Origin of the sequence: Lysinibacillus sp. NPDC093197, assembly GCF_044754025.1 — a bacterium.
In the GTDB taxonomy this organism is placed as follows: domain Bacteria; phylum Bacillota; class Bacilli; order Bacillales_A; family Planococcaceae; genus Lysinibacillus.
Genome location: NZ_JBIVOH010000007.1, coordinates 91061 through 112611, shown reverse-complemented (window position 1 = coordinate 112611; position 21551 = coordinate 91061). Strand labels below are relative to the sequence as shown.

The window sequence follows — 21551 nt, the reverse complement described above, 5'->3', positions numbered from 1 at the left end:
AGAATTGTTTCAGTGCCTGGCACTTATTTATTAATAAGCTTTATATAATTTCATATACATCTTATAATGAACGATTTTGAAATAAGGGGAGAAAAACTGTGGACATATTTGTAAGACCCGGTGATTCACTGTGGTATTTCAGCGAGTTATATAAGATACCTCTTCAACTAATTATAGACTCCAACCAAAACATCAACCCTCAACGACTTCAAGTTGGACAACGCGTTCAAATTCCTGGATTTGTTACAACAAGTTATTCAATCAAACAAGGAGACACTTTGTGGCAAATTGCTCAAAGTCAAAATGTACAGCTCAATGCCATTTTGCTTGCCAATCCCGATGTTCATCCAAATCGACTGTACATTGGCCAAACAATTCAAGTCCCCCAAAGGCTCACTTGGCGCCTCGTAAACGGTAAACAAAATTACGACTACAACATTATGATAAATGATATTAAACAGCTACAAGCTGCCTATCCATTTCTTCAAAACGCCTCCATTGGCAACTCCGTTTTACAGCGGCAAATGCCTGAGATTCTTATTGGTAAAGGCTCAAAGCGCATTCATTATAACGGTTCTTTTCATGCCAATGAATGGATTACTACGCCGATCATCATGACATTTCTAAACGACTACCTACTCTCACTAACAAATCAAACGACTATTCGAGGGCTTTCCACATTGCCTCTTTACGAGCAAACAACACTTTCGATCGTACCAATGGTTAACCCTGATGGTGTTAATTTAGTACTCCATGGCCCACCAGATAATGAAGCATTAAAAAATAAGCTCATTACTTGGAACAATGATAGTACCGATTTTTCTGGATGGAAGGCGAATATCAATGGTGTCGATTTAAATGACCAATTCCCAGCAAAATGGGAGCTAGAAAGCGCTCGTAACCCTCAATCACCAGGACCGCGAGATTATGGAGGAGAAGCACCGTTGACTCAACCTGAAGCTATCGCCATGGCCGATTTAACGCGGAGAAGTAATTTTGCTTGGGTTTTAGCGTTTCATACACAAGGCAAAGTAATCTATTGGGGATTTGAAAATCTTGAGCCACCTGAATCACAAACGATGGTGGAGGAATTTAGCCGTGTAAGTGGTTATGAGCCTGTTAAATCAGCAAATAGCTATGCTGGCTATAAAGATTGGTTCATACAAGACTGGCGCAGACCAGGGTTCACTGTGGAGCTAGGTAGCGGTACGAACCCGCTACCAATCAGTCAGTTTGATGACATTTACCAAGAAGCTTTAGGGATTTTTCTAGCAGGATTATATTTGTAATAATCCATACTTCTAAAAAACCGATAATGCAGGATGCTCATCCTGCATTATCGGTTTTTATATTTAAATTATGGAATAAATTTTTTCTATAAAGTTCCAAATATTACTTTGACAGATAGAGTAATCTTTGTTAATATTACTCCATCAGATAGAGCAATAAAGGCTAAGTAGGTGACTTATGGTTCGAAGTGACATTATCCGCGGACATTTGGATTCAATTATTTTACGGCTATTTTTAGAGAAGGATCGTTATGGCTATGAAATTTCCCAAGAAATAAGCGTCCGTACAAATAATCGTTTTCAAATTAAAGAAGCAACTTTATACGCAGTATTTCAACGTTTAGAAAAAAAAGAAGTAATTGAAGCCTATTATGGTGATGTATCACATGGGGGCAAAAGGAAGTATTACCGCATCACCTCGTTAGGCAAAGCTTATTTAAGCGAGCTTGTTAAAGAGTGGACAGAAGTGAAGGAAATTATCGACTTATTTATGGAGGGCTTAGAATGAAAAAAATCAAACATCATATTGATGAGCTATTTAAAGACATGCCACGCAATAATGAAACAGAAATGGTGAAACAGGAAATCATCGAAAATCTTGAAGAAAAAGTATTTTATTTAATGGAGCAAGGAAAAGAAGAAGAGGATGCAATCAATAAAGCAATCGTTGAGTTTGGAGATATTGACGATCTAAAAAAAGAATTAGGCGTAAAAGCGCCGCCAGTAAAGAAAAGTATGGCAAAGTTAAATTTAGAATTTTCCTTATGGGGAAGTGGCTTAATAACAGCTTTCTTTATTTTTATCAATCTATACTACACACCAAATACAATTTGGGCTATCTATCCGATTTTCGCCATACTATGGTGGCCGCTTTCAATGTATTTCGTATGGTCACGTAAGAAATGGAGTGAGTAAAATGAAGCATTACATTAGTTTTTCTGTTGTCGGTAGTTTGATGACTATGCTGTTTTTAGGAATTGTCAATTATTCAACAACGCCAAACACGATATGGTTTATTTACCCTTGCTTATTGTTGTTGCTATGGCCGATCACTTTATATTTCATGTCAAAAAAACTATACAAACAGTACGCTGTAATTTGCAGCGCTATGGTCATTGCTTTCCTTATCATTGAAAATCTTTTGTATTCACCGCAGCATTTATGGTTCATATACGCCATATATCCGATTGTCTGGTGGCCTATTCTTATGTTTTTAGAGGAAAAAGCTAAATCCATGAACATAGCACTTATTGGCTGCGCAAGTACAATCATTTATTATTCAATAACAAATTTCATCATGTCCCCCCAATATCCTTGGGCAATCTACCCTGCATTTTTAGTTATATGGTGGCCCTTATCTCTATATCACGCTAAGAAGAAAACATTTGTTGCCTTCTCGGTGTATGCTAGCATTCACATCAGTATCTTTTTTATTATCGTCAACATCATTTCCTCACCAGGCGTAATTTGGGCTATCTATCCAATCTTCTTAGTTCTTTGGTGGCCACTAAGTATGTATTTTTATGTTTATAAAAGAAGACTATATAAAAGCTCTACAATGTAAGGCATCGTGCAAGTGCTCACATAGTAGCCAGCCCCTAATTCAGTAAGGCAAAATACATTTAAAGGGAATATACGTTATGTATAAAAAACAATTAGCCATTCTAAAAATTTTCGCCATGACCTTGCTCATGCTATTCACGACTGTTAACGGTGTTGTCTTTGCAAACGGTGATGTTACAGATAAAACTCTAGATATTGCTGCTATTAATGCGTTTATGGCAAAAGAAATCGATAGGCTGAACATTCCAGGTGCTTCACTTGCTATCGTTAAAGAAAATCATGTTGAATATTTGCAAGGGTATGGTGTCTCTAGCCCAAATGGCACAAATATGACACCACAAACACCTATTGTTATTGGATCAGTTAGTAAATCATTTACAGCTCTTGCCATTATGCAGCTTGTAGAACAGGGGAAAATTCATTTAGATGATTTAGTATACAATGTGCTACCAGGATTCCAACTTGCAGATAAAGAGCAATCTAAAAAAATAACCATTCAACACTTACTAAACCAAACGAGCGGTCTTTCTACATATGATGGTCAAGTAGCGATATCGCAAGGAGATAAAACATTAAAAGAACATGTACAAAGCTTAGCAAATATAAAATTGTCATCACCTGTTGGTAAACACTACGAATATTCGAATTTAAATTATAGCATTTTAGGTGCAATCATAGAGGAAGTTACAAATACCCCTTATAAAGCGTATATAGATGAATTTATATTTAAACCGCTTGAAATGAACAATAGCTATGCTGATCCAAAAGATGATATCAACAATACTATCGCACACGGCTATCAAACTGTATTCGGCATGAAGGTACCAACAGAGCAATTAATCCATGATGGCACCGTTCCTTCTGGTTACATTATTTCTAGCGCAGAAGATATGGCTAATTACATGATGGCACAATTGAATGAAGGTAAATTTAATGGAAAAAGCATTTTGTCAGCAAACGCAATGCATACTCTGCACCAACCATCCTCGTTCATTTCGCATAATACTTATTATGCCATGGGCTGGGAAGTAAATAATGACGTCATCTCCCATAATGGATGGACAGAAAACACTTATGCAAAAGTGCTGTTAGATAGGCAATACGGTATTAGTCTTCAAATCAATGCTATGGATTATTTTAATTTAAATGAATATGATGCCATAGTTAGTGGCCTTAACAAACTTGTCCATCATGAACAACCTACTATATCTAATAGTAACCCTTTTATGAAATATATAATATTTGATTTGATATTCGTAATAATCATTCTGCTAATTGCTCGCACGGTCTATAAAAATTTCAAACGTAACAAACAGAAAATATCAACCTTCCGTACAGTTCTTAATTGGTTGTCGCTAATGATATTTAATATTCTACTCCCTTTATTTATTTTAATTGGATTCCCCAAATTATTCGGGCCACTTTCTACGGTAACAATATTTGCTCCAGGCATTGGACATTTGTTATTTCTAATACCTATAATGCTATTAATGGTTGGTGTCCTTATAGTAGGAAAACTATTGTTAAAGAAATCGAACGTAAGTGCAAAAACCTCACTTTGAATTTGAGAGTTATTCACTTAACATAAATCCTATACTTGCTATATAATTTAATTAGTAAATATTTTAATAGGCTGTGATCAAATGTTAAATAATAACCCAATGCAAAACGTAGAAGTGATAATGCGAGAAATGCTTGAAATACAACAAAAATCGATGATGTTTGTTAACCTGCTATCAGAAGGTGAATCATTATCACAAAACCAACTAATTCTACTTCTTCAGCTAAAAATTAATGGTGGTATGAAAGCAACTGAAATTGCGGATTTCTTTAGCGTAACCCCTGGTGCTGTTACGTCCATGTGCGATAAACTAGAAAAATTAAATTTATTACAACGAGTGAGAGAAAATGAAGATCGACGCGTCGTAAACATGATATTAACAAATGATGGAGAGACAAAAGTACATGAAATATTTTTGAAGTTTCCACAAGAAAAACTAGCCGAGATAGCAAAAGTGTTAATTGAAGTGAATAAATTAATGCAAAAAATTTTTTAGGATTTCAATAAATTTGAAATCCTTTTTTTATTGCCCTCGTTATTTACATGCACAAGAGGCTAGGCAATTTTTGTTCTTGACAAAGTAAAGTGACATATACTTTAATTAATATATGTTTTAATAATTAAAATATATATAAACTAAATTAAAGAGGTGATTACTATGTCAAATGAAGGGATACAGAGGCAACGTAGTATTACGCTTACGAGTGGCACTATTAATGATTTAGCACCTGACTGTGAACAATTAAAGATTCGCGGTGCTGTCACTTTTCTTCAAGACGTTCGCTTAAAAACAATCTCCACCCATGGTCATAGCTCGTTCCATTCATGTGTTATGGCGCATGTTTTAAAAAATACAGGGTCTTGTATTATAAAGGATTATTGTGAAATTTCGGAAGTGACGACTGCGGGGAATTTAAAGATACGCAATGGACAAATAGCGACTATTAATAGCTCAGGGAAATTAACAATTGAGCAAAATTTACAAGCACAACAGTTTCACGCGATTGGCTTTGTTAAGGCACAAGAAATACATGCAGCACATTTTCACTTAAAATTATCAGGAGCAAGTGAGATTGATCGGCTAATTGCCGAAGATATAACGATAGAGAAAGATAAATTATCGATTTCAATTGTTAGAAAAAAACTTCAGTGTAAATCGATAACAGGAAAACATTTGCATCTTTCCTATACAAATGCGGAGGTCGTTGAAGGAGATGTTGTTATAGTGGGCAGTCATTGTACAATACAAACGCTTTATTACACAAAAAGCTATACTATTTCTCCTAATGCGAAAGTACAACAAATTATACAGAGGGTGCAACTATGAATATGATACGTGGATTTTTTTGCTCGTTAGCACTAGTTGTCCTAACCGTCTTATATGTGGGGCTTGTTGTAAGTGCCTTAATAACAATACTTGCTGGTATTTTACGAACTGTAGGCATTGACCAAATTAAAATGAGTATTTGGCAAGGCGTAGATCTCCCGATCGTTTTCAGTATACCTTTAGCACTTGTTGTTTCTGGCATACTGTTCTATTGTTCACTTTATGTAAAACGTTCCATTACATTTTGTTTTTCGAAGCTAAAAATCTAGAACTATGCATGTTAAAGAGGTTCAAATCGTCCATAATTTTGCTCGAACCTCTTCTTCCGCTATACTTACACTTTTAAATACTAATTATTATTTTCTTTAATTTGTAGTGCTTGCTTATTTGTTGCTATATAGATAGACATAAAGAATGCAAACACAAGTCCGACTGCACCAAAAATGACTGCTACGAGCTGTAGTGAAAACCAGTCTGCCAATATACCTAAACTAAACGTAAGTACAATTTGTATAACACTTTGAACAAGGCTAACAGAACTACCGAATCGTCCCATTAAATTTGGCGGAATATTTTTTTGATAGATAGTATCGTATCCAGTATTGCTGAATGCCATAAAAATTCCTAACGTGATAAAACAACACGTAGCAAACCAAATATTGCTTGATGCATAAAAGGCGGTATAGGAAAACATCGTACACGTAAGCCCAACCCCTACATAGGTAGCAATTGAAAATTTATGTACTAAAATCATTGCCAATAAACCACCAACAATAGCCCCAACGCCAGCAATACTTACTAGCACACCGTAAAGACTATCCGAAGCAGATAAAACTTTCTTTATAAAAGTCATTTCTTGTGAATCTAATGCAAAAGCAACCATTAGTGCAATTTGATAGGACATAAAAAATTTCAAGAAATTCCGTTGCTGCTTTATAAAAGTCCAAACCACTTTAAAATCATTTATTATTACACTCATTGTAAGCACTACACGCTTCTCTTCTACTTGCTCTTCTAAATTCGGTAAACGCGAAATGACCCACGCACAAACAAAAAATGTCACGCTATTAATCCATATGGCGATACTTATATTAAAAACAGCAATAAGGACACCTGCGATGGCAGGACCTAACATAAAAGAACCTGAATTTAATGTGCCTAATAATGCGTTAAAACGTTGCTTATCTTCATCGCGTACGTATTTCGCAATATAATATGTACTACTTGGCCCGAAAAAACTACTCGCTATATTCGCTAAAAATAACAAGCTATAGATGAGCCAAATAGACGTTATAAATGGCATAAGGAAAACAATAATTCCACGTATAACATCCATTGCGATCATTATCTTTCTTTTGTTCGACCGATCAATAATTGAGCCTGCCACAAAATTGGTCAGTATACGGGCAATCGGACCAACAATAAAGATACCCGCAACTGCTGTCGCAGAATAAGTTAAATGCCAAACCATTAAATTTAAAGCGACAAGGTAAATCCAATTGCCAAGATATGAAAAGCCGAATCCCCCTAATAACAGCCCATATTTTCGAATCATCGCCACAGCAATCCCTCCTTTTTAATATTTTACCATTTCTTTCTAACTTGGTATTAAGTAAATTACATTGCACTTTTTTATTTATCCTTGCAAAATCGCTGCATTACACACGTGAAATTCATTACAAGATCATATCTAAGAGTTTCATGAAATCATTCTATGTTGCTTTTCATTCACTTTTCTTACTATAAAACTATACGAAAGGTGGTGCTTCAATCGTGGGCGAACAGCTTTTATTCAGTACAGTTTTTATTGCAGGGATACTATCCTTCCTTTCCCCCTGCATAGTCCCTTTACTACCTGTTTACTTTTCAGTACTTTCAACCAATGAGCGTGGTGTCGCTATACAACACAGCTGGGCTTTAGGTAAATGGCAAGTGAACCCACATTTAATTTTCAAGACGGTTATTTTTGTTTTTGGTCTCTCTACAAGCTTTGTCATCTTTGGATTTGGCGCCGGTTTTCTTGGTGCGTTTATTAATAAAGACTGGTTTATCGCCGTATGCGGTGTAGTAGTCGTGTTGCTCGGCCTCCATCAAATAGGTCTTTTGAAGTTAGCAGTGCTCCATAAAGAAACAAAAGTAAAACTGAAAAGAAGCAATAAACGTGATTTACTTGGTACCTATTTATTGGGTCTTACGTTTAGTATGGGCTGGACACCTTGTATCGGGCCTATTTTAGGGGCGGTATTAGGAATATCAGCTAGCGAGGGACAGGCCACTTATGGGGCACTTATGATGTTTTTTTATGCGCTCGGGCTATTAATCCCCTTTTTACTTCTTGCTATTTTCTCTGATTTACTATTACAACATGTTAAAAAAATGAATAAGCATATAGGGAAAATTAAAATTGCCGGTGGGATTATCATTATTTTTATGGGAATTGTCTTAATGACAAATAATTTAAACCTGTTACTTACGTTCATTCCACAATAAGAAAGGAGACTTAACATGTACAATTTTAAACTGCTCCTTGTCATGTTAGCAGCAGTGTTTCTTTTAGGGGCATGCACGGGGGATTCGACATCCTCAACGAAAGCAGCAGCTAAAAATGAAGGGACTATCGCTCCAAACTTCGAATTAGTTGATACGAAGGGCGATACCTACAATCTTGCTGACTATAAAGGCAAAAAAGTGTATGTGAAATTTTGGGCCTCTTGGTGCTCCATTTGCTTAGCAGGCTTAGAAGAATTAAATACACTAGCTGGGGAAGAGCAGGATTTTGTTGTCTTAAGCATCGTATCACCCAATTTCAATAATGAAAAAAAGAGTGATGCATTTATTAAATGGTTTAACGGTGTTGAAGGAACATCCAATATTAAAGTGCTATTAGATGAAGATGGTGCAATTGCGAAACAATACAATATACGAGCCTATCCAACATCGTCCTATATCGGCTCAGATGGTCAACTCATTCAAACACTGCCTGGCCATGTAAGTAATCCACAAATTATTGAGAAATTTAAAAGTATCCAATAATAAAGGGAGGTACATCTAATGAATATAAAACTATTTGGTGTATTGTTTAGTGTTTTATTATTTTTATCAGCTTGCTCAGTCGATACTTCTTTGTTAACTAGTAGTGTAAGTACAGCCCAAGCAGAATCTAAGTAGTATCCACCCAACCCAAACGTCAACTTAAACTTTGATACAAATAATTTAAAAGATATTTGGCTTGCAGGTGGTTGTTTCTGGGGTGTAGAAGCATATATGGCACGTGTTTACGGTGTTTATGATGCAGAGTCAGGTTACGCCAATGGAAATACAGAAAATCCAACTTATGAAGATGTTATTTGGAGAAATACAGGGCATGCGGAAACGGTTCATGTTCGTTATGATCCCGAACGAGTTAATTTAGAAAAGCTATTAACACATTTCTTCCAAATTATTGACCCTACCTTATTAAATCAGCAAGGAAATGACCGTGGCACACAATATCGTACGGGTATTTACTATACAGATGAAGCAGATAAACGAATCATTGATCAGGTAGTGGCGAAAGAACAAGAACGCTACGATGACCCGATTGTTACTGAAGTGGAACCACTTAAAAACTTTACACTTGCAGAAGAATACCACCAAGATTATCTTGAAAAAAATCCAAATGGCTATTGTCATGTAGAGTTTGATTCATTGAAAAATCAAGAAATGCCATCCCTTATTGACCCAGCTTTATATCCAAAGCCAAGTGATGAGGAAATTAAAAAAATGTTAACAAAAGAGCAATATCGAGTAACACAAGGGAATGGTACAGAAATGGCTTACTCAAATGAATACTGGGACAACTATGATCCTGGTATTTACGTTGATATTGTAACAGGTGAGCCACTATTTTCATCTGCCGACAAATATGATTCTAGATGCGGTTGGCCAAGCTTTACTAAGCCGATTGATCCAGCCGTGGTGCTTGAGTTTAAAGATACGAGCTTTAATATGATTAGAACCGAAGTGAGAAGCCGTACGGGTGATAGTCACTTAGGACATGTGTTTAACGATGGACCTATCGATCGTGGTGGTTTGCGTTACTGTATAAATAGTGCTGCGATTAAATTTATTCCACAAGCTGAAATGGAATCAGCTGGTTATGGTTACTTAATACCGCTAACTAAATAATAGTACGCTCCTGAAATCAGTGCCAGTCACCAAAACAATTTGGAATCCTCCTAGCACTGTAAGTAGTCATATTTATTACTAGCTAAGTAAAAATCCACGAAGACCCCTGTGGGAGCGCACGCATCATAAGCCGCAACACGCGGCGCATTAGCGTCGGTTGCGGCTTACCTTGTGCCCACCGGAAGTGTAGTGGATTTTTACAATTTAGAATATCATTTTGCATACGTGGAGCTACTGATAGGACAGCCCTTTATGTATTTTCTCAAAGAGGTGATGTGATGTACAAATTATTAGTGGTCGATGATGAAGCAATCATCATAAAAGGAATTCGCTCATTTGTTAACTTTGAGGAGCTTTCCATTTCTGAAGTATTTGAAGCATCGAATGGAGAGACCGCACTTGAAATCTTTAAAAACCATAGTCCTGACCTCGTTTTAGCTGACATCAATATGCCGAAAATGAACGGCCTCGATTTTGCCATTACAGCAAAAACAATTAAACCTAATGTAAAAATTGCTATTATTACAGGCTATGACTATTTTGATTATGCCGTAACTGCATTAAAGGCAGGCATTGATGATTACGTCTTAAAACCCGTTTCTAAACATGATATTCAAGAAACGTTAAAAAATCTGATAGCAAAAATTCAAGCAACACAAAGTCAGCATGAGCTATCTCGGCTTGTGGAAGGCATTTTGAGTGAAACAAACATAAATAATGACACAGGCTATAAAGCGAGAATACAAAAAGAAATAGACCGTAACATTGCAAATGTCGATTTTTCTTTAAGCTATTTAGCAAAACAAATGGCACTTAGTAATTCCTATTTAAGTAGCTTGTTTAAGAGCCTATACGGTAAAAACTTTCAAGATTATATGCTATCCATCCGCTTAGATAGAGCGAAAATTTTTTTGCTCAGCACAGATATGAAAGTGTACGAAATTGCAGCTGCTGTAGGCTTTGATGATCCCAATTATTTCAGCGCTACATTCAAACGAAAATTTGATATTTCTCCCAATCAATTTAGAGAAAAAATGAGAGAATAGCGATGAAGAAATCAAATATATTGAAAACTTTACGCATGCAAATTGCCCTTCATTATTTAAAAGCGAGTGGTCTTATTTTATTATTAATGTGCGTTATTTTGTATTACAGTATTGCATCTGTTGTGTTAAGTGAAGCAACCTCTAGCACAAAAACGGCAGTTGAAAAAAGCGGTATGTATATTGATCTCTATATCGATCGTCTCAAAGCCGTATCAGGTTTGCTCGCTGAAAACGCCCAGCTCGTAACCTATTTTTCGAGTGCAGAGCGAGACCCTACTATTAAGCATAGTTTACTGTCTATGATTGAAACAACGATGGCAACGGATCGATTCATTCAATCGGTGGTAATTGTTAGTAAAGACGGACAAGTACTGTCTAATGAAAAGGGATTAATTATGAGTATGTCGAGCAATATGATGAAGGAACAATGGTATGTGGCAGCTGTTAATAATGGCAGCAAGCCTGTACTGACATCTGCTCGCATGCAGCACTTTTCAATGGATAAAGATAACTGGGTAATCTCAATTAGCCGCGAAATAAAAAATGCCGAAGGTCAAAATATTGGTGTATTGCTTATCGATATCCAATATAAAGTTATCGAAGACTTTTTAGCTAACTTGGATTTAGGAAAGGATGGCTTTTCTTTCATTATAAATGACAACGGAGAAGTCGTTTATCATAAGGATACCGCGTATTTCGAAAATTACTTAAAACAACAACAATTACAGCAAATTATCGCCAATCAAGCGGGCTATGATAAAGAAAAAAATACGTTAACGCACACCTATAAGCTAAATAATGCCGACTGGACATTTGTTGGAGTCTCCTCACAAGATGGACTTTTAATGATAAAAAGACAACTGCTCGAAATCTTTTTATTAGTAGGCATGATTCTTTTTATTATAGCTGCGGTAAGTGTTGCTTTATTTGCTGGACGAATTACGGTACCATTCCAACGTTTAGAAAAAGCGATGCAAAATATCGAACATGGCTTAAAAGAAATACCTATTGATGAAAAAGGATGCTTTGAGGCACAAAGTTTAGCAAAATATTTCAATCGTATGATTGGGCAAATTGAAAAACTAATGCAGGAAATTACTGAAAAGGAAAAACACTTAAGAGCAACTGAAATTAGTGCGCTCCACAGTCAAATTAATCCTCATTTCTTATACAATACATTAGATACAATTGTATGGATGGCGGAGTTTAATGACAGTGAGAAAGTAATTGAAATAACAAAAGCACTTGCTCAATTTTTCCGCTTATCGCTTAGTGGGGGAAATGAAATGACAACTGTAGAAAATGAATTAGATCATGTTCGTCAATATTTGTTTATTCAAAAAGAACGTTACGGTGATAAATTAAATTACAAGATTGTCTGCAATCAATCGATACGAAACGTACGAATGCCAAAAATCCTTCTACAACCAATTGTTGAAAATGCTTTATATCACGGTATTCGAAGTGTCCCTCGCAATGGTCATATTCATATAAGTGCAATAGCTAGTGGAGATGATGTGGAGCTTATTGTTCGAGACAATGGACAGGGCTTTGACATCAAACAACTAAATAGAGAATCTACAGAGAAGCGAACAAAGCTTGGTGGCGTTGGCATTAAAAATGTAGATCAACGCATTAAATTATACTACGGCCCTAACTATGGAATTACAATCAATTCAAGCTTAACAATTGGGACGACTGTCACAATTAAAATTCCACAAGAAATGAATTAAAGAAAAACATTATAGATGAATCATTTAAATCTACAATAAAAGACCGAATTGTTATTAATAGGCATCAACAAGTCATGCTTGATGCCTATTATCAGTCGACGACTCCTACAGGAAATTTCAAGCAGTAGTTATCTTTATTTATATTAAATAAAAAAGAACTAAGGCTTACACCTTAGTCCTTAACTCAATGAATTGAATAGTTGTCAAATAAAAACTAGTGCCATGCAGTCCGCTCACTTACCGGTTGCTGGGTATTTTTTTGCCCTTGTGCTTCGGTAAAGTTACTTGCTTGAGCTGACGCTGCATCAAAATCGAAATCAGAGCCAAACTCCTCTTTATAGAGCTTTTTGCCATTTTGATTTACTTCTCGTTTTTTCGCACTATGCTTGTCCCTAACTTTTGCATTGTTACAATTTGTGTTTATATTTGACATAGCCATCCCCCATTGATTTTATTGAAAAGTAATAAAACAGATAATCTGTTCAACTGCTTTTCATTTTAAAGTTTGGCCAAGCTAATGCGTTTTTATTTATAAAAAGATTTCATATAAGCTGAAACGTTTTTAAAACATGTTAGCTAAATAAGATTGCAAAGATTTAGGTAACATTTGAAAGAATAGTCCCTCATATTTAATATCGAGCAGACCCGCAATAATTATGATAATAACGATGAATGCTAAAAAGGGTTTCTTATTTTTAGAAATCCAATTCAAAAGGCTCCCCTCCTTAGATAAATTACGTTTAAAGTCCAAGTTAAGTATATAGTGATTTGTGAAAAAAATATATTATTCCTTTTTAATAAAAAATTAAGCGAAACAAACCCTTGTCACCCATAAATGACTTGTGACATAGATTAAAATGACATGTATTAAAAGATGGTGAATTTCGTATTTGTAGACGGGAAACAGTTGATTAAACTTTTTTTAAGAGAGGAATGGCTATGGTCAATTTTAATTTTTTTCAGGGTACCGTTACACAGATAAATGATTTTGCAGTCGGGCAAAATGGGGAAAGTGAAGGATGTTATACGTTAATGACGGTAGAAAATGGTGCAGGCGGCATTGTTAATTTTGTTATTTCACCTTCTACTTATTTTGTAAATCACGAAGTTGTAAGCCGTGGTGATCGCATTGTTGGCTATTATGATGCGAATGCACCTGTACCTTTAATCTACCCTCCTCAATATCAAGCACTTATTATTGTTAAAGAAAACAGCTATCAAAATGTAAAAGTAGACTTTTTTAATTCTCAATTGTTGAGTAGTGATGGTCAATTACAATTAAATCTTGCACCATACACGCCTATTTTGCTTAGAAATGGGCAGCCTTTTTCAAAAAGTCCTGCAAATCGCACTCTCATTGTAGTTTATGGACCTACGACAAGAAGCATTCCCGCACAAACTACGCCTCATGAAGTAATTGTTTGGTGTTAACCCACCTACCAACCTATATCGTAAAAAATATTCAAAATTGTTTGAGTGCCTGGCACAAAATCCACTGCGCTGCCTATGAGCACAGTGGATTTTAGCTATTTTAAACAGTTTGAAGTTTATACTTTTTCACTTCAGGAGGAATCGGACATACATATTCCTCACCATTTCGTTGTTCAATTAATTCTAACTTCGCTTTTTCCAGAACTTCAGGGTTTTGTAGCACTGCAATAGCAGTTGCCGCCATCACTTTACCAGCATGTAGCATACCTTTATGTGCAATTGAAGTTTTTCCTGTTGAAACGACCTGCCATGTATGAAGAGGTGTTCCAATTGGTTCACATGCTACCATGCATTGTACGGTTGGGACAACCCAGCTCACATCGCCAACATCGCTCGTACCTGGCAATATTCCGTTTGATGGGATAAATGGATCGATAACATGCGCTAAATCTTTGCCTTCTAGTTCTTTATTAGCCTTAATATCTTCTTTTTTATCGGCCTCAGATAAAGTTGCACGAATGTCCTTCGCGAATTGTTGTTCCTTTTCATCATACTGTGGAACACCTAAAGCAACAAAGTTATCATGCATGACTTTCTCTAATGTGTTATTCGGCAATATATCGGAAGCAGCGGAAGCAAAATCAATTTCCACTTGTGTACCAGTCATAAGAGCCGCTCCTCTTGCAACGTCACAGATGCGTTGATAAATTTCTTCTGCTTGAGCTACACGTGGTGCGCGAATAAAATACAATACATCTGCCTTTTCTTGTACAACATTTGGTGAAACACCGCCTGTATTTGTTACAGCGTAATGCACCCTTGCTTCAGGAATAATATGTTCTCGTAAATAGTTAACGCCGACATTCATTAGTTCAACTGCATCGAGTGCACTTCTACCAAGATGAGGCGTACTAGCAGCATGAGAGCTTTTTCCTTTAAATCTAAATGAAACTTCATAACAGGCAAGTGATGACATGGACCAAACTGAATTTCGAGACCAAGGATGCCAGCATACTGCAAAGTCTACATCATCAAATAGCCCCTCTCTTACCATAAAGGTTTTACCACTACCGATTTCCTCACCAGGGCATCCATAGTAACGAACAGTACCTTCAAAATTGTTTTCTTTTAAATATGAACGGATTGCGATGGCAGCAGCTAATGCCCCTGTACCAAGTAAATTATGGCCACAGCCATGTCCGTTGCCATTCGTTACTTCTGGGTTATATTGAATATCTCCACCAACCTGACTTAATCCAGTTAGTGCATCGAATTCACCTAAAACAGCAATAATCGGCTTTCCTGTCCCATAACTACCAATAAAGGCAGTATCAATATTGCCTACTCCCTTTTCTACAGTAAAACCTTCTTCTTCTAAAGTGTTGCATAATAATTCTGCTGATTGGAACTCTTCAAATCCTGTTTCTGCATAACCCCAAATTTGATCACTTACAGAAATTAATTTTTGTCGTTTTTCTTCAATAACCTTTGATAATGTATTACGATAATCCATTTCATTCACCCCGTTAGAATAATATTTTTGCTAAAAAATTATTTAAGCCAAAATCCTAGCAAATGCAATAAACTTTCCTATTTATTCGCCATCTTACCTCAGTAAAATGGCGAATATAGAAAAGAGTCAATGCTACATACCAATCTATCTTTGCTTTTAAAACGGTCCATAATTAATTGCCTGGGCAATAATTAAAAAGATCACAACTATGACAATTTGAATAGCAACATAAGGGAATACCCATTTAGCCCATTTTGAATAAGGAATGCCCATCATACCTAGAGCTGCTAACAATAAGCCACCAGTCGGAATAATTAAACTTGAGACACCGCCACCCATTACAGTAGCAAACGCAGCTGTTTGTCTTGTTACTCCCACTAAGTCTGCTAATGGTGCCATAATTGGCATGACTAATGATGCATGTCCACTTCCAGACGGCACTAAGAAATGAATAAAGAAATTGACAACTGCCATCCCTACCGCTGTTACACTTGGTGAAAGGCCATTCAGTAAATTAGAAGTAATATGTAATATCGTATCTAATAAGTTGCCTGAAGTAAGTACGACAAGAATTGTATTAGCAATCCCAATAATCATCGCACCTGAAATCATTTCAGAACATCCTTTTAAAAATGCATCCGTCATCTCATTGCCAGAAAGTCTTCCGATAAGACCCATAATAATTGCACCTAATAAGAAAATCCCTACAATTTCACTAATGTACCAGCCAAGACTAATAACGCCATAAATCAACGCGATAAAGCAGCCTAAGAACACTAAAAGAGAAAGTGCATGTCTTTTACTTAACTTAAAATCGTCATCAAACGTAATTCTTTCATTCGGGTTAAACTTCCCGTATTCAGCTAGTTCAGGATTTTTCTCGATTTTATTTACGTGTCTTAAAATAAAGGCAACCGATAAAATGTAGAAGATTACGTAAATAGCGATACGTAAGCCCATACCCGAGTACATTGGAAGCTCAGCAACTGTTTGAGCGACACCAATTGTAAAAGGATTCGTAATACCTGCAGTAAATCCAGCACCTATCATGCCGAGAAATACTATTGCAACACCTGTTAGTGCATCAAAGCCTAAGGCAATGGTCATTGGAGCAACTATTGTAATATAAACTAACGAGTCTTCAGCCGCTCCAATAAGGGTACCGAGTAACGAGAACAGAAGTACCATCACTGGAATAATTAATTTTTTTCTTTTACCAAACTTTTGTGCAGTAAATCGAATTAACGCATCAATAGATCCTGTAGCTTGCATAATTCCAAGAGCACCACCAATTAGTAGAACAAATAATATAATTGGTGCACCTTTGACCATCCCTTGATGAAATGCATTAAACATGTCTAGCAAACCTACAGGCGTATTTGTGATGTATTCAAATTTCGTAGGGTCAATAATCGTTCTACCATTTTCCTCATATCTAGCGTATTGACCAGCAGGTATAACATAGGTTAAAAGTGTAAGAACAACAATGATTAAAAACATTAGAACATAAGCATTCAAGCCGCCCTTTTTCTTCTTCCTCTTTTCAGTACCTTCTTCTATCTTTATTGGTTTGGCAGTACTCAAACATAACACCCCTTTGTGATTTGTGTAAAAAGCAATCTGTCATACTATGAATTAACTCAAAAAACAGTCGAGTTTTAATCATCCTCTCGGCTAAAAAATAAGATTAGAAAAATTTAGAAAATACCCAATATTGCTAACGCTTTCATAGGTTTCATTTTATAATGCATTACAGGTCATTGATATTCTAATAGTGAATATTCAATATTACTATTTTAAATATTTAGGGTTATAATTATATTTCAAAAATTAAATCAGCATTATATAATCATTTTTATTTACTTTATAGCTTCAGAAATTAACAGGAAAGGTTGTTATGTAATTGGAAATTAGACACCTTCAGACTTTTCAAATCGTAGCAGAAGAAAAAAGACTAATCCAAGCAGCAATGCGCCTTAATTATTCACAACCTACTGTTACAAAGCATCTACAGCACTTAGAAGATGAGATTGGCTTACCTCTCTTTGAAAAAGTGGATAATAAAAGGAAGCTAACTAAAGCTGGAGAAATTCTTTATGAGCATGCAAAAAATATCTTAAATGAGATGTTTACGATGCAAAGGAGAATCGAAGAATTCCAAGGAGAAAAGCAAGTTATTCGGGTTTGTGCATTAGATGAACATTGCGACCGTTTTTTTCTACCACATATAGTAAATTTCCAGAAAAGGAACCAAGATATTTTAATAGAAGTTTATTCTGTAGATAGTAGCGATGAGGCTTTAAAAAAGATAATACAAAATGAGATGGACTTTGCTATTGTAAATGGTAGAACTTTAAACTCTGACATTTCCAATCAATGCATTGACTATGAAAGTTTAGTGCTGTTCGCTTCGAGTAAAGTTGCTAATGACACTTCTCAAATGGAGAGCAAATTAGAAAAATACCCTGTATTGGTTGATCTTAGAGCTCCCTTTATAAAATTTGAAATATTGAACAAAGGAATTCACTTTCCAAATACTATTCACTGCAATAGTGATGAGAGCATAAAAAATGCCGTCCTCAATCACCCGTATCTCGGAGTAATTGGGACAAGCAGAATAAAAAAGGAAATCGAGGATGGGTCGGCTACTATTTTAGAAACTTATACTTCTAACATTCCGGTCAAACTCATTGCTTTAACAAAAAATTTAAGCAATCCAATTTTACAAGACTTTTATAGCTCAATGAGTAAAATGTATCGTCCGCTAAGTAATAACTAGATCGTAAACAAATGCCTAATATTAGATGACCCTACGTATTAGATGGGTCATCTATTAAATTAAGCAATTGATAAAAAATAATCTAAAACAAATAGACGAAATTTCTTAGCCATCGGTGTAAAATAGCGTTTTTCTGACCACGCTAGCCCAATTGTACGTTGACAAGATGGTTCAACAATTCGCAGTTTATGAGGAAACTCCTCTGATTTCGGAACCCAAGATAATTCAGAAACGAAAGCGACACCTAGTCCTTGTCTAACTAAATCAGAAATAACGGAAGGCTCATCCCCCTCAAAGGCAATATTTTGGACAAACCCCGCCTCCCGGCAAAATTGATCTGTTAAGCTTCGGAAGCCAAACCCTGTATTCATACTAATAAACGCTTCATCCTTCACCTCTGCGAGTTGAATACTCTCCCTGTCTGCTAACCGATGATTAGGTGGCACGATTAAAAATATTTCTTCAGTAATAAGTGGTTCCCATCTAATACCCTCGCCTTCAATAGGAACTGAGGAAATACAATAATCCAACTCCCCTTCCATCAACAATTTTTTCATAGATGTAACAGACTTTAGAAACTGTTGAAAACGGGCATCTGGATATTTCGATAAAAATGAACCTAATAAAGCAGGCAATACTCTTGGAATCGTTACTGCCAATGTAATACTCTTTTGATCTTGCTCAGTAAATTGAGCTAGCTCCCTTTGTCCTTCATTCAATTCTGCAAAAGCCCTTTCCACACGGTTTAAAAAAATTCTGCCAGCTTCATTTAAGCTAATTTTCCGATGTTCTCTGTCAAACAACACCACGCCCAAATCTTCCTCCAAGCGGGAAATCGTTTTACTAAGCGATGGCTGTGCAATTTGAAGTTGCTCTGCTGCCTTCGTCATATGTTCGAGACGGGCAACTGTTTGAAAATACTTTAACTGCAAAAGTTCCATATTGGTCCCCCTCTTGTATAGATTTAAATCTATTATGTAATAACGATTTATGTATTATACAACATTAATGTAATAGATTATTATGAAATAATCTTTTAAAAATAGGAAGGTAGGATTATTTCATGAAAGGATTTCAATTAATATTGCAAGACTTAGTAGCTATTTGGAAACATAAGCATGGGCGAACGGCCTTTATTTTTCTTATTCTTGTTCCTTTAATTTACGTTGGGTTCTTTTTAGCAGGATATTGGGATCCATACGGGCAGTTGGACAAACTTCCCGTAGCTGTCGTTAATCTCGACGAGGGAGCAAATATAGATAAAGAATCTTTGCATGTTGGTGATGACTTTATTACCGAACTAAAGGAAGGTAAAGAATTAAACTTCCATTTCGTCTCTGCCAAGACCGCACAAAAAGGGCTTAAAGCAGGCGACTATTATATGGTCATCACAATTCCAAAGGATTTCTCTAAGAACGTAACGACTTTAATGGAAGAAACTCCAAAAACAGCAAAACTTTCGTATGAAATTAATCCAGGGAAAAACTTTGTAGCTTCACAAATTACGACAACAGCCGTGGAAAAAATGAAAACAAAAATTAACGCCAGCATAACGAAGTTTTACTCTGAATCTATTCTCACTAAATTCCAGGATGCTTCGACTGGTTTTGCAACAGCAGGCGTTGGGGCGGAAAAGCTTTCTAAGGGAGCGACTGATATACAGAGCGGAACCGACAAGCTAGCGGATGGCATTCATAGTTTAGATGCAGGAGCTCAAAAGCTTCAAACAGGAAGTTCAAGCCTCTCAACAGGGCAGGAAAGCCTATCAAATGGCGCTCAAGGACTCATAAACGGTTCTGACTCTCTATATAGTGGACTACAGCAACTAACTGGAGCTGAACAAGCCCTTCAATCAGGAATGGGGCAAATGAGCGAAAGTATGACAGACTGGTCCTCTAAAAATACAGAGCTAGCTCAAGGTCAACAACAAGCAGCAAAAGCAGCAAGTAATTTAAGCGGGCAATTAGCTCAATATATAAAAGATCATCCCGAAGTAAAGCAAGATTCGGAATTTCAACAACTGATTACTTTAGCAGAGACATTATCTGCAACTGAAACTACTTTAACAAATGGTCAACAACAAGTAGGCGCAGCTGCTAAAAAAATCGCGGCAGGTCAAGCTACGCTAGAAACTAGCATGAAAACATTTGAAACAAAGATGAATCAGGCTACTGCGGGGGCAAAACAACTTCAACAAGGAGCGACTGAATTTGCAAGTGGCTTTGCTAAATGGTCAACAGGCTTTACTACACTTAATACTGGAATTACAGCGCTATCTAGTGGAATTAATGAAGTATCAGGCGGATTTCCAAAACTGCAAAATGGGCTTTCCTCTTTAGTAGTGGGATCAAATGAATTAGCATCAAAACTAAATAGTGCGGCAGCAAAAACATCTAATCTTCAATTTGACGATGCAACGACATCGATGTTTGCCCAACCAATCGAATTGGTAGAATCTGATTTATCTGACGTTCCGAATTATGGTGTCGGTATCGCACCCTATTTCTTGTCACTCGCTTTATTTGTAGGAGGCATTATGGCATCTAATATTCTGCCACTAGGACGCAGAGAACTTCTAAAAGTGACTGGTACCGTTCACTTTATTAATAAATTAGGTTTAGTTTACGTAGTTGGTTTAATTCAATCAATTATTGTAGATATCGTTATCTTGTTAGGATTTAACTTAAAAGTAGCTAGTGTACCGCTCTTTTTCCTTTCAAGCATGATCGTGTCACTTACATTTATGACCCTCATCCTAATGCTCATAATTCTATTAGGAAATGTCGGTAAATTTATAGCTGTTACGTTATTAGTATTTCAATTAGCAACATGTGGCGGAACATTCCCTGGTGAGCTTGGAAATCCTATACTAGCTAAAATCGGCGAATTTTTGCCAATGGCGCATTCACTAAAAGGTTTCCAAGAAGTAATTACCCTTGGTGGCTGGTCAAACTTAGTTACACAAGGATCACTTTTACTCATCTATCTTTTACTCGCTTTCATCATCGCTTGGATTTCAAGCCACATCCAGCATAAAGAACAACCTACTGTAGAACTCGCTAACTAAAGCGGTACCTCTATATAGAAATAAAAGGAGCCTTCCTCAATAGAAAGGCTCCTTTATTTAATTGGAATACGGTTC

At 36.3% G+C, this 21551-nt stretch carries 21 protein-coding genes and 1 pseudogene; 16 read left to right on the top strand and 6 right to left on the bottom strand.

The window, feature by feature from the left end:
• The first annotated feature begins 98 nt into the window (after positions 1 to 98).
• From ACIP9G_RS17350 to ACIP9G_RS17315, 8 genes are all read left to right on the top strand, one after another.
• The gene (locus tag ACIP9G_RS17350) at positions 99 to 1289 is read left to right on the top strand and encodes a M14 family metallopeptidase (RefSeq protein ID WP_401021011.1); all 1191 of its coding nucleotides are present in this window, start codon (positions 99 to 101) and stop codon (positions 1287 to 1289) included.
• A 178-nt stretch (positions 1290 to 1467) separates the two neighbouring features.
• On the top strand, positions 1468 to 1797 hold the full coding sequence (locus ACIP9G_RS17345; protein WP_401021008.1) for a PadR family transcriptional regulator: 330 nt from the start codon (positions 1468 to 1470) through the stop codon (positions 1795 to 1797).
• On the top strand, positions 1794 to 2204 hold the full coding sequence (locus ACIP9G_RS17340; protein ID WP_401021006.1) for a permease prefix domain 1-containing protein: 411 nt from the start codon (positions 1794 to 1796) through the stop codon (positions 2202 to 2204). Before ACIP9G_RS17345 ends, ACIP9G_RS17340 begins: the two co-directional genes overlap by 4 nt.
• Before the next feature lies 1 nt (position 2205).
• Positions 2206 to 2853 (top strand): hypothetical protein, encoded by a 648-nt coding sequence (locus ACIP9G_RS17335; RefSeq protein ID WP_401021003.1) that lies wholly within the window; start codon positions 2206 to 2208, stop codon positions 2851 to 2853.
• A 76-nt stretch (positions 2854 to 2929) separates the two neighbouring features.
• Positions 2930 to 4414, top strand: coding sequence for a serine hydrolase domain-containing protein (locus ACIP9G_RS17330; protein WP_401021001.1), 1485 nt, complete (start codon positions 2930 to 2932; stop codon positions 4412 to 4414).
• Positions 4415 to 4495: 81 nt separating this feature from the next.
• Entirely contained in the window at positions 4496 to 4909 is a 414-nt protein-coding gene (locus ACIP9G_RS17325) for a MarR family winged helix-turn-helix transcriptional regulator (protein WP_340821642.1), read from the top strand.
• A 162-nt stretch (positions 4910 to 5071) separates the two neighbouring features.
• The gene (locus ACIP9G_RS17320) at positions 5072 to 5740 is read left to right on the top strand and encodes a hypothetical protein (protein WP_401020999.1); all 669 of its coding nucleotides are present in this window, start codon (positions 5072 to 5074) and stop codon (positions 5738 to 5740) included.
• Positions 5737 to 6009 carry a hypothetical protein gene (locus ACIP9G_RS17315; RefSeq protein ID WP_401020997.1) on the top strand — a complete coding sequence of 91 codons (273 nt, stop codon included), beginning with the start codon at positions 5737 to 5739 and terminating at the stop codon, positions 6007 to 6009. The genes ACIP9G_RS17320 and ACIP9G_RS17315 overlap by 4 nt, the downstream gene beginning before the upstream one ends.
• An 80-nt stretch (positions 6010 to 6089) precedes the next feature.
• Here the strand turns inward: ACIP9G_RS17315 and ACIP9G_RS17310 are convergent, their stop codons facing one another.
• A complete protein-coding gene (locus tag ACIP9G_RS17310; protein WP_401021129.1) occupies positions 6090 to 7295 on the bottom strand; it encodes an MFS transporter in 1206 nt (401 codons plus the stop codon).
• 218 nt (positions 7296 to 7513) lie between these two features.
• Here ACIP9G_RS17310 and ACIP9G_RS17305 point away from each other — a divergent pair, with 218 nt between their 5' ends.
• The 5 genes and pseudogenes from ACIP9G_RS17305 (at position 7514) to ACIP9G_RS17285 (ending at position 12686) form a co-directional block, all read left to right on the top strand.
• The gene (locus ACIP9G_RS17305; protein ID WP_401020994.1) at positions 7514 to 8230 is read left to right on the top strand and encodes a cytochrome c biogenesis CcdA family protein; all 717 of its coding nucleotides are present in this window, start codon (positions 7514 to 7516) and stop codon (positions 8228 to 8230) included.
• Positions 8231 to 8245: 15 nt separating this feature from the next.
• On the top strand, positions 8246 to 8773 hold the full coding sequence (locus ACIP9G_RS17300; protein WP_340821635.1) for a redoxin family protein: 528 nt from the start codon (positions 8246 to 8248) through the stop codon (positions 8771 to 8773).
• A gap of 177 nt (positions 8774 to 8950) precedes the next feature.
• Positions 8951 to 9907, top strand: a pseudogene (msrB, locus tag ACIP9G_RS17295) (peptide-methionine (R)-S-oxide reductase MsrB); the annotation flags it as partial.
• Positions 9908 to 10185: 278 nt separating this feature from the next.
• The gene (locus ACIP9G_RS17290; protein ID WP_401020991.1) at positions 10186 to 10953 is read left to right on the top strand and encodes a response regulator transcription factor; all 768 of its coding nucleotides are present in this window, start codon (positions 10186 to 10188) and stop codon (positions 10951 to 10953) included.
• Between the two features lie 2 nt (positions 10954 to 10955).
• Entirely contained in the window at positions 10956 to 12686 is a 1731-nt protein-coding gene (locus ACIP9G_RS17285; protein WP_401020988.1) for a cache domain-containing sensor histidine kinase, read from the top strand.
• Between the two features lie 214 nt (positions 12687 to 12900).
• Here ACIP9G_RS17285 and ACIP9G_RS17280 read toward each other — a convergent pair whose 3' ends face one another.
• Both ACIP9G_RS17280 and ACIP9G_RS17275 read right to left on the bottom strand, forming a co-directional pair.
• On the bottom strand, positions 12901 to 13119 hold the full coding sequence (locus tag ACIP9G_RS17280) for a hypothetical protein (protein WP_340821630.1): 219 nt from the start codon (positions 13117 to 13119) through the stop codon (positions 12901 to 12903).
• Between the two features lie 129 nt (positions 13120 to 13248).
• Positions 13249 to 13398 (bottom strand): hypothetical protein, encoded by a 150-nt coding sequence (locus ACIP9G_RS17275; RefSeq protein WP_173479196.1) that lies wholly within the window; start codon positions 13396 to 13398, stop codon positions 13249 to 13251.
• Positions 13399 to 13625: 227 nt separating this feature from the next.
• Here ACIP9G_RS17275 and ACIP9G_RS17270 point away from each other — a divergent pair, with 227 nt between their 5' ends.
• On the top strand, positions 13626 to 14117 hold the full coding sequence (locus tag ACIP9G_RS17270) for a hypothetical protein (RefSeq protein ID WP_340821629.1): 492 nt from the start codon (positions 13626 to 13628) through the stop codon (positions 14115 to 14117).
• 100 nt (positions 14118 to 14217) lie between these two features.
• Here the strand turns inward: ACIP9G_RS17270 and ACIP9G_RS17265 are convergent, their stop codons facing one another.
• On the bottom strand, positions 14218 to 15630 hold the full coding sequence (locus ACIP9G_RS17265; RefSeq protein ID WP_401020983.1) for a M20 family metallopeptidase: 1413 nt from the start codon (positions 15628 to 15630) through the stop codon (positions 14218 to 14220).
• Between the two features lie 156 nt (positions 15631 to 15786).
• Positions 15787 to 17214: a YfcC family protein gene (locus ACIP9G_RS17260; protein ID WP_401012377.1), complete on the bottom strand. Its 1428-nt coding sequence runs from the start codon at positions 17212 to 17214 to the stop codon at positions 15787 to 15789.
• 319 nt (positions 17215 to 17533) lie between these two features.
• On the opposite strand from ACIP9G_RS17260, the gene ACIP9G_RS17255 reads away from it, so the two are divergent.
• Complete coding sequence (locus ACIP9G_RS17255) at positions 17534 to 18409, top strand: LysR family transcriptional regulator (RefSeq protein ID WP_401020981.1); 876 nt, start codon at positions 17534 to 17536, stop codon at positions 18407 to 18409.
• Between the two features lie 59 nt (positions 18410 to 18468).
• On the opposite strand, the gene ACIP9G_RS17250 is transcribed toward ACIP9G_RS17255, so the two are convergent.
• The gene (locus ACIP9G_RS17250; RefSeq protein ID WP_401020980.1) at positions 18469 to 19350 is read right to left on the bottom strand and encodes a LysR family transcriptional regulator; all 882 of its coding nucleotides are present in this window, start codon (positions 19348 to 19350) and stop codon (positions 18469 to 18471) included.
• 122 nt (positions 19351 to 19472) lie between these two features.
• On the opposite strand from ACIP9G_RS17250, the gene ACIP9G_RS17245 reads away from it, so the two are divergent.
• Positions 19473 to 21476, top strand: a complete 2004-nt coding sequence (locus tag ACIP9G_RS17245) for a YhgE/Pip family protein (protein ID WP_401020977.1) — start codon at positions 19473 to 19475, stop codon at positions 21474 to 21476.
• Positions 21477 to 21551 lie beyond the last annotated feature (75 nt).

Bases quoted from the DNA above. Each gene is read 5' to 3' on its own strand.
- ACIP9G_RS17345 (WP_401021008.1), top strand. From the start codon at position 1,468: ATGGTTCGAAGTGACATTATCCGCGGACATTTGGATTCAATTATTTTA.
- ACIP9G_RS17340 (WP_401021006.1), top strand. From the start codon at position 1,794: ATGAAAAAAATCAAACATCATATTGATGAGCTATTTAAAGACATGCCA.
- ACIP9G_RS17335 (WP_401021003.1), top strand. From the start codon at position 2,206: ATGAAGCATTACATTAGTTTTTCTGTTGTCGGTAGTTTGATGACTATG.
- ACIP9G_RS17330 (WP_401021001.1), top strand. From the start codon at position 2,930: ATGTATAAAAAACAATTAGCCATTCTAAAAATTTTCGCCATGACCTTG.
- ACIP9G_RS17325 (WP_340821642.1), top strand. From the start codon at position 4,496: ATGTTAAATAATAACCCAATGCAAAACGTAGAAGTGATAATGCGAGAA.
- ACIP9G_RS17320 (WP_401020999.1), top strand. From the start codon at position 5,072: ATGTCAAATGAAGGGATACAGAGGCAACGTAGTATTACGCTTACGAGT.
- ACIP9G_RS17315 (WP_401020997.1), top strand. From the start codon at position 5,737: ATGAATATGATACGTGGATTTTTTTGCTCGTTAGCACTAGTTGTCCTA.
- ACIP9G_RS17310 (WP_401021129.1), bottom strand. From the start codon at position 7,295: ATGATTCGAAAATATGGGCTGTTATTAGGGGGATTCGGCTTTTCATAT.
- ACIP9G_RS17300 (WP_340821635.1), top strand. From the start codon at position 8,246: ATGTACAATTTTAAACTGCTCCTTGTCATGTTAGCAGCAGTGTTTCTT.
- ACIP9G_RS17290 (WP_401020991.1), top strand. From the start codon at position 10,186: ATGTACAAATTATTAGTGGTCGATGATGAAGCAATCATCATAAAAGGA.
- ACIP9G_RS17285 (WP_401020988.1), top strand. From the start codon at position 10,956: ATGAAGAAATCAAATATATTGAAAACTTTACGCATGCAAATTGCCCTT.
- ACIP9G_RS17280 (WP_340821630.1), bottom strand. From the start codon at position 13,119: ATGTCAAATATAAACACAAATTGTAACAATGCAAAAGTTAGGGACAAG.
- ACIP9G_RS17270 (WP_340821629.1), top strand. From the start codon at position 13,626: ATGGTCAATTTTAATTTTTTTCAGGGTACCGTTACACAGATAAATGAT.
- ACIP9G_RS17265 (WP_401020983.1), bottom strand. From the start codon at position 15,630: ATGGATTATCGTAATACATTATCAAAGGTTATTGAAGAAAAACGACAA.
- ACIP9G_RS17250 (WP_401020980.1), bottom strand. From the start codon at position 19,350: ATGGAACTTTTGCAGTTAAAGTATTTTCAAACAGTTGCCCGTCTCGAA.
- ACIP9G_RS17245 (WP_401020977.1), top strand. From the start codon at position 19,473: ATGAAAGGATTTCAATTAATATTGCAAGACTTAGTAGCTATTTGGAAA.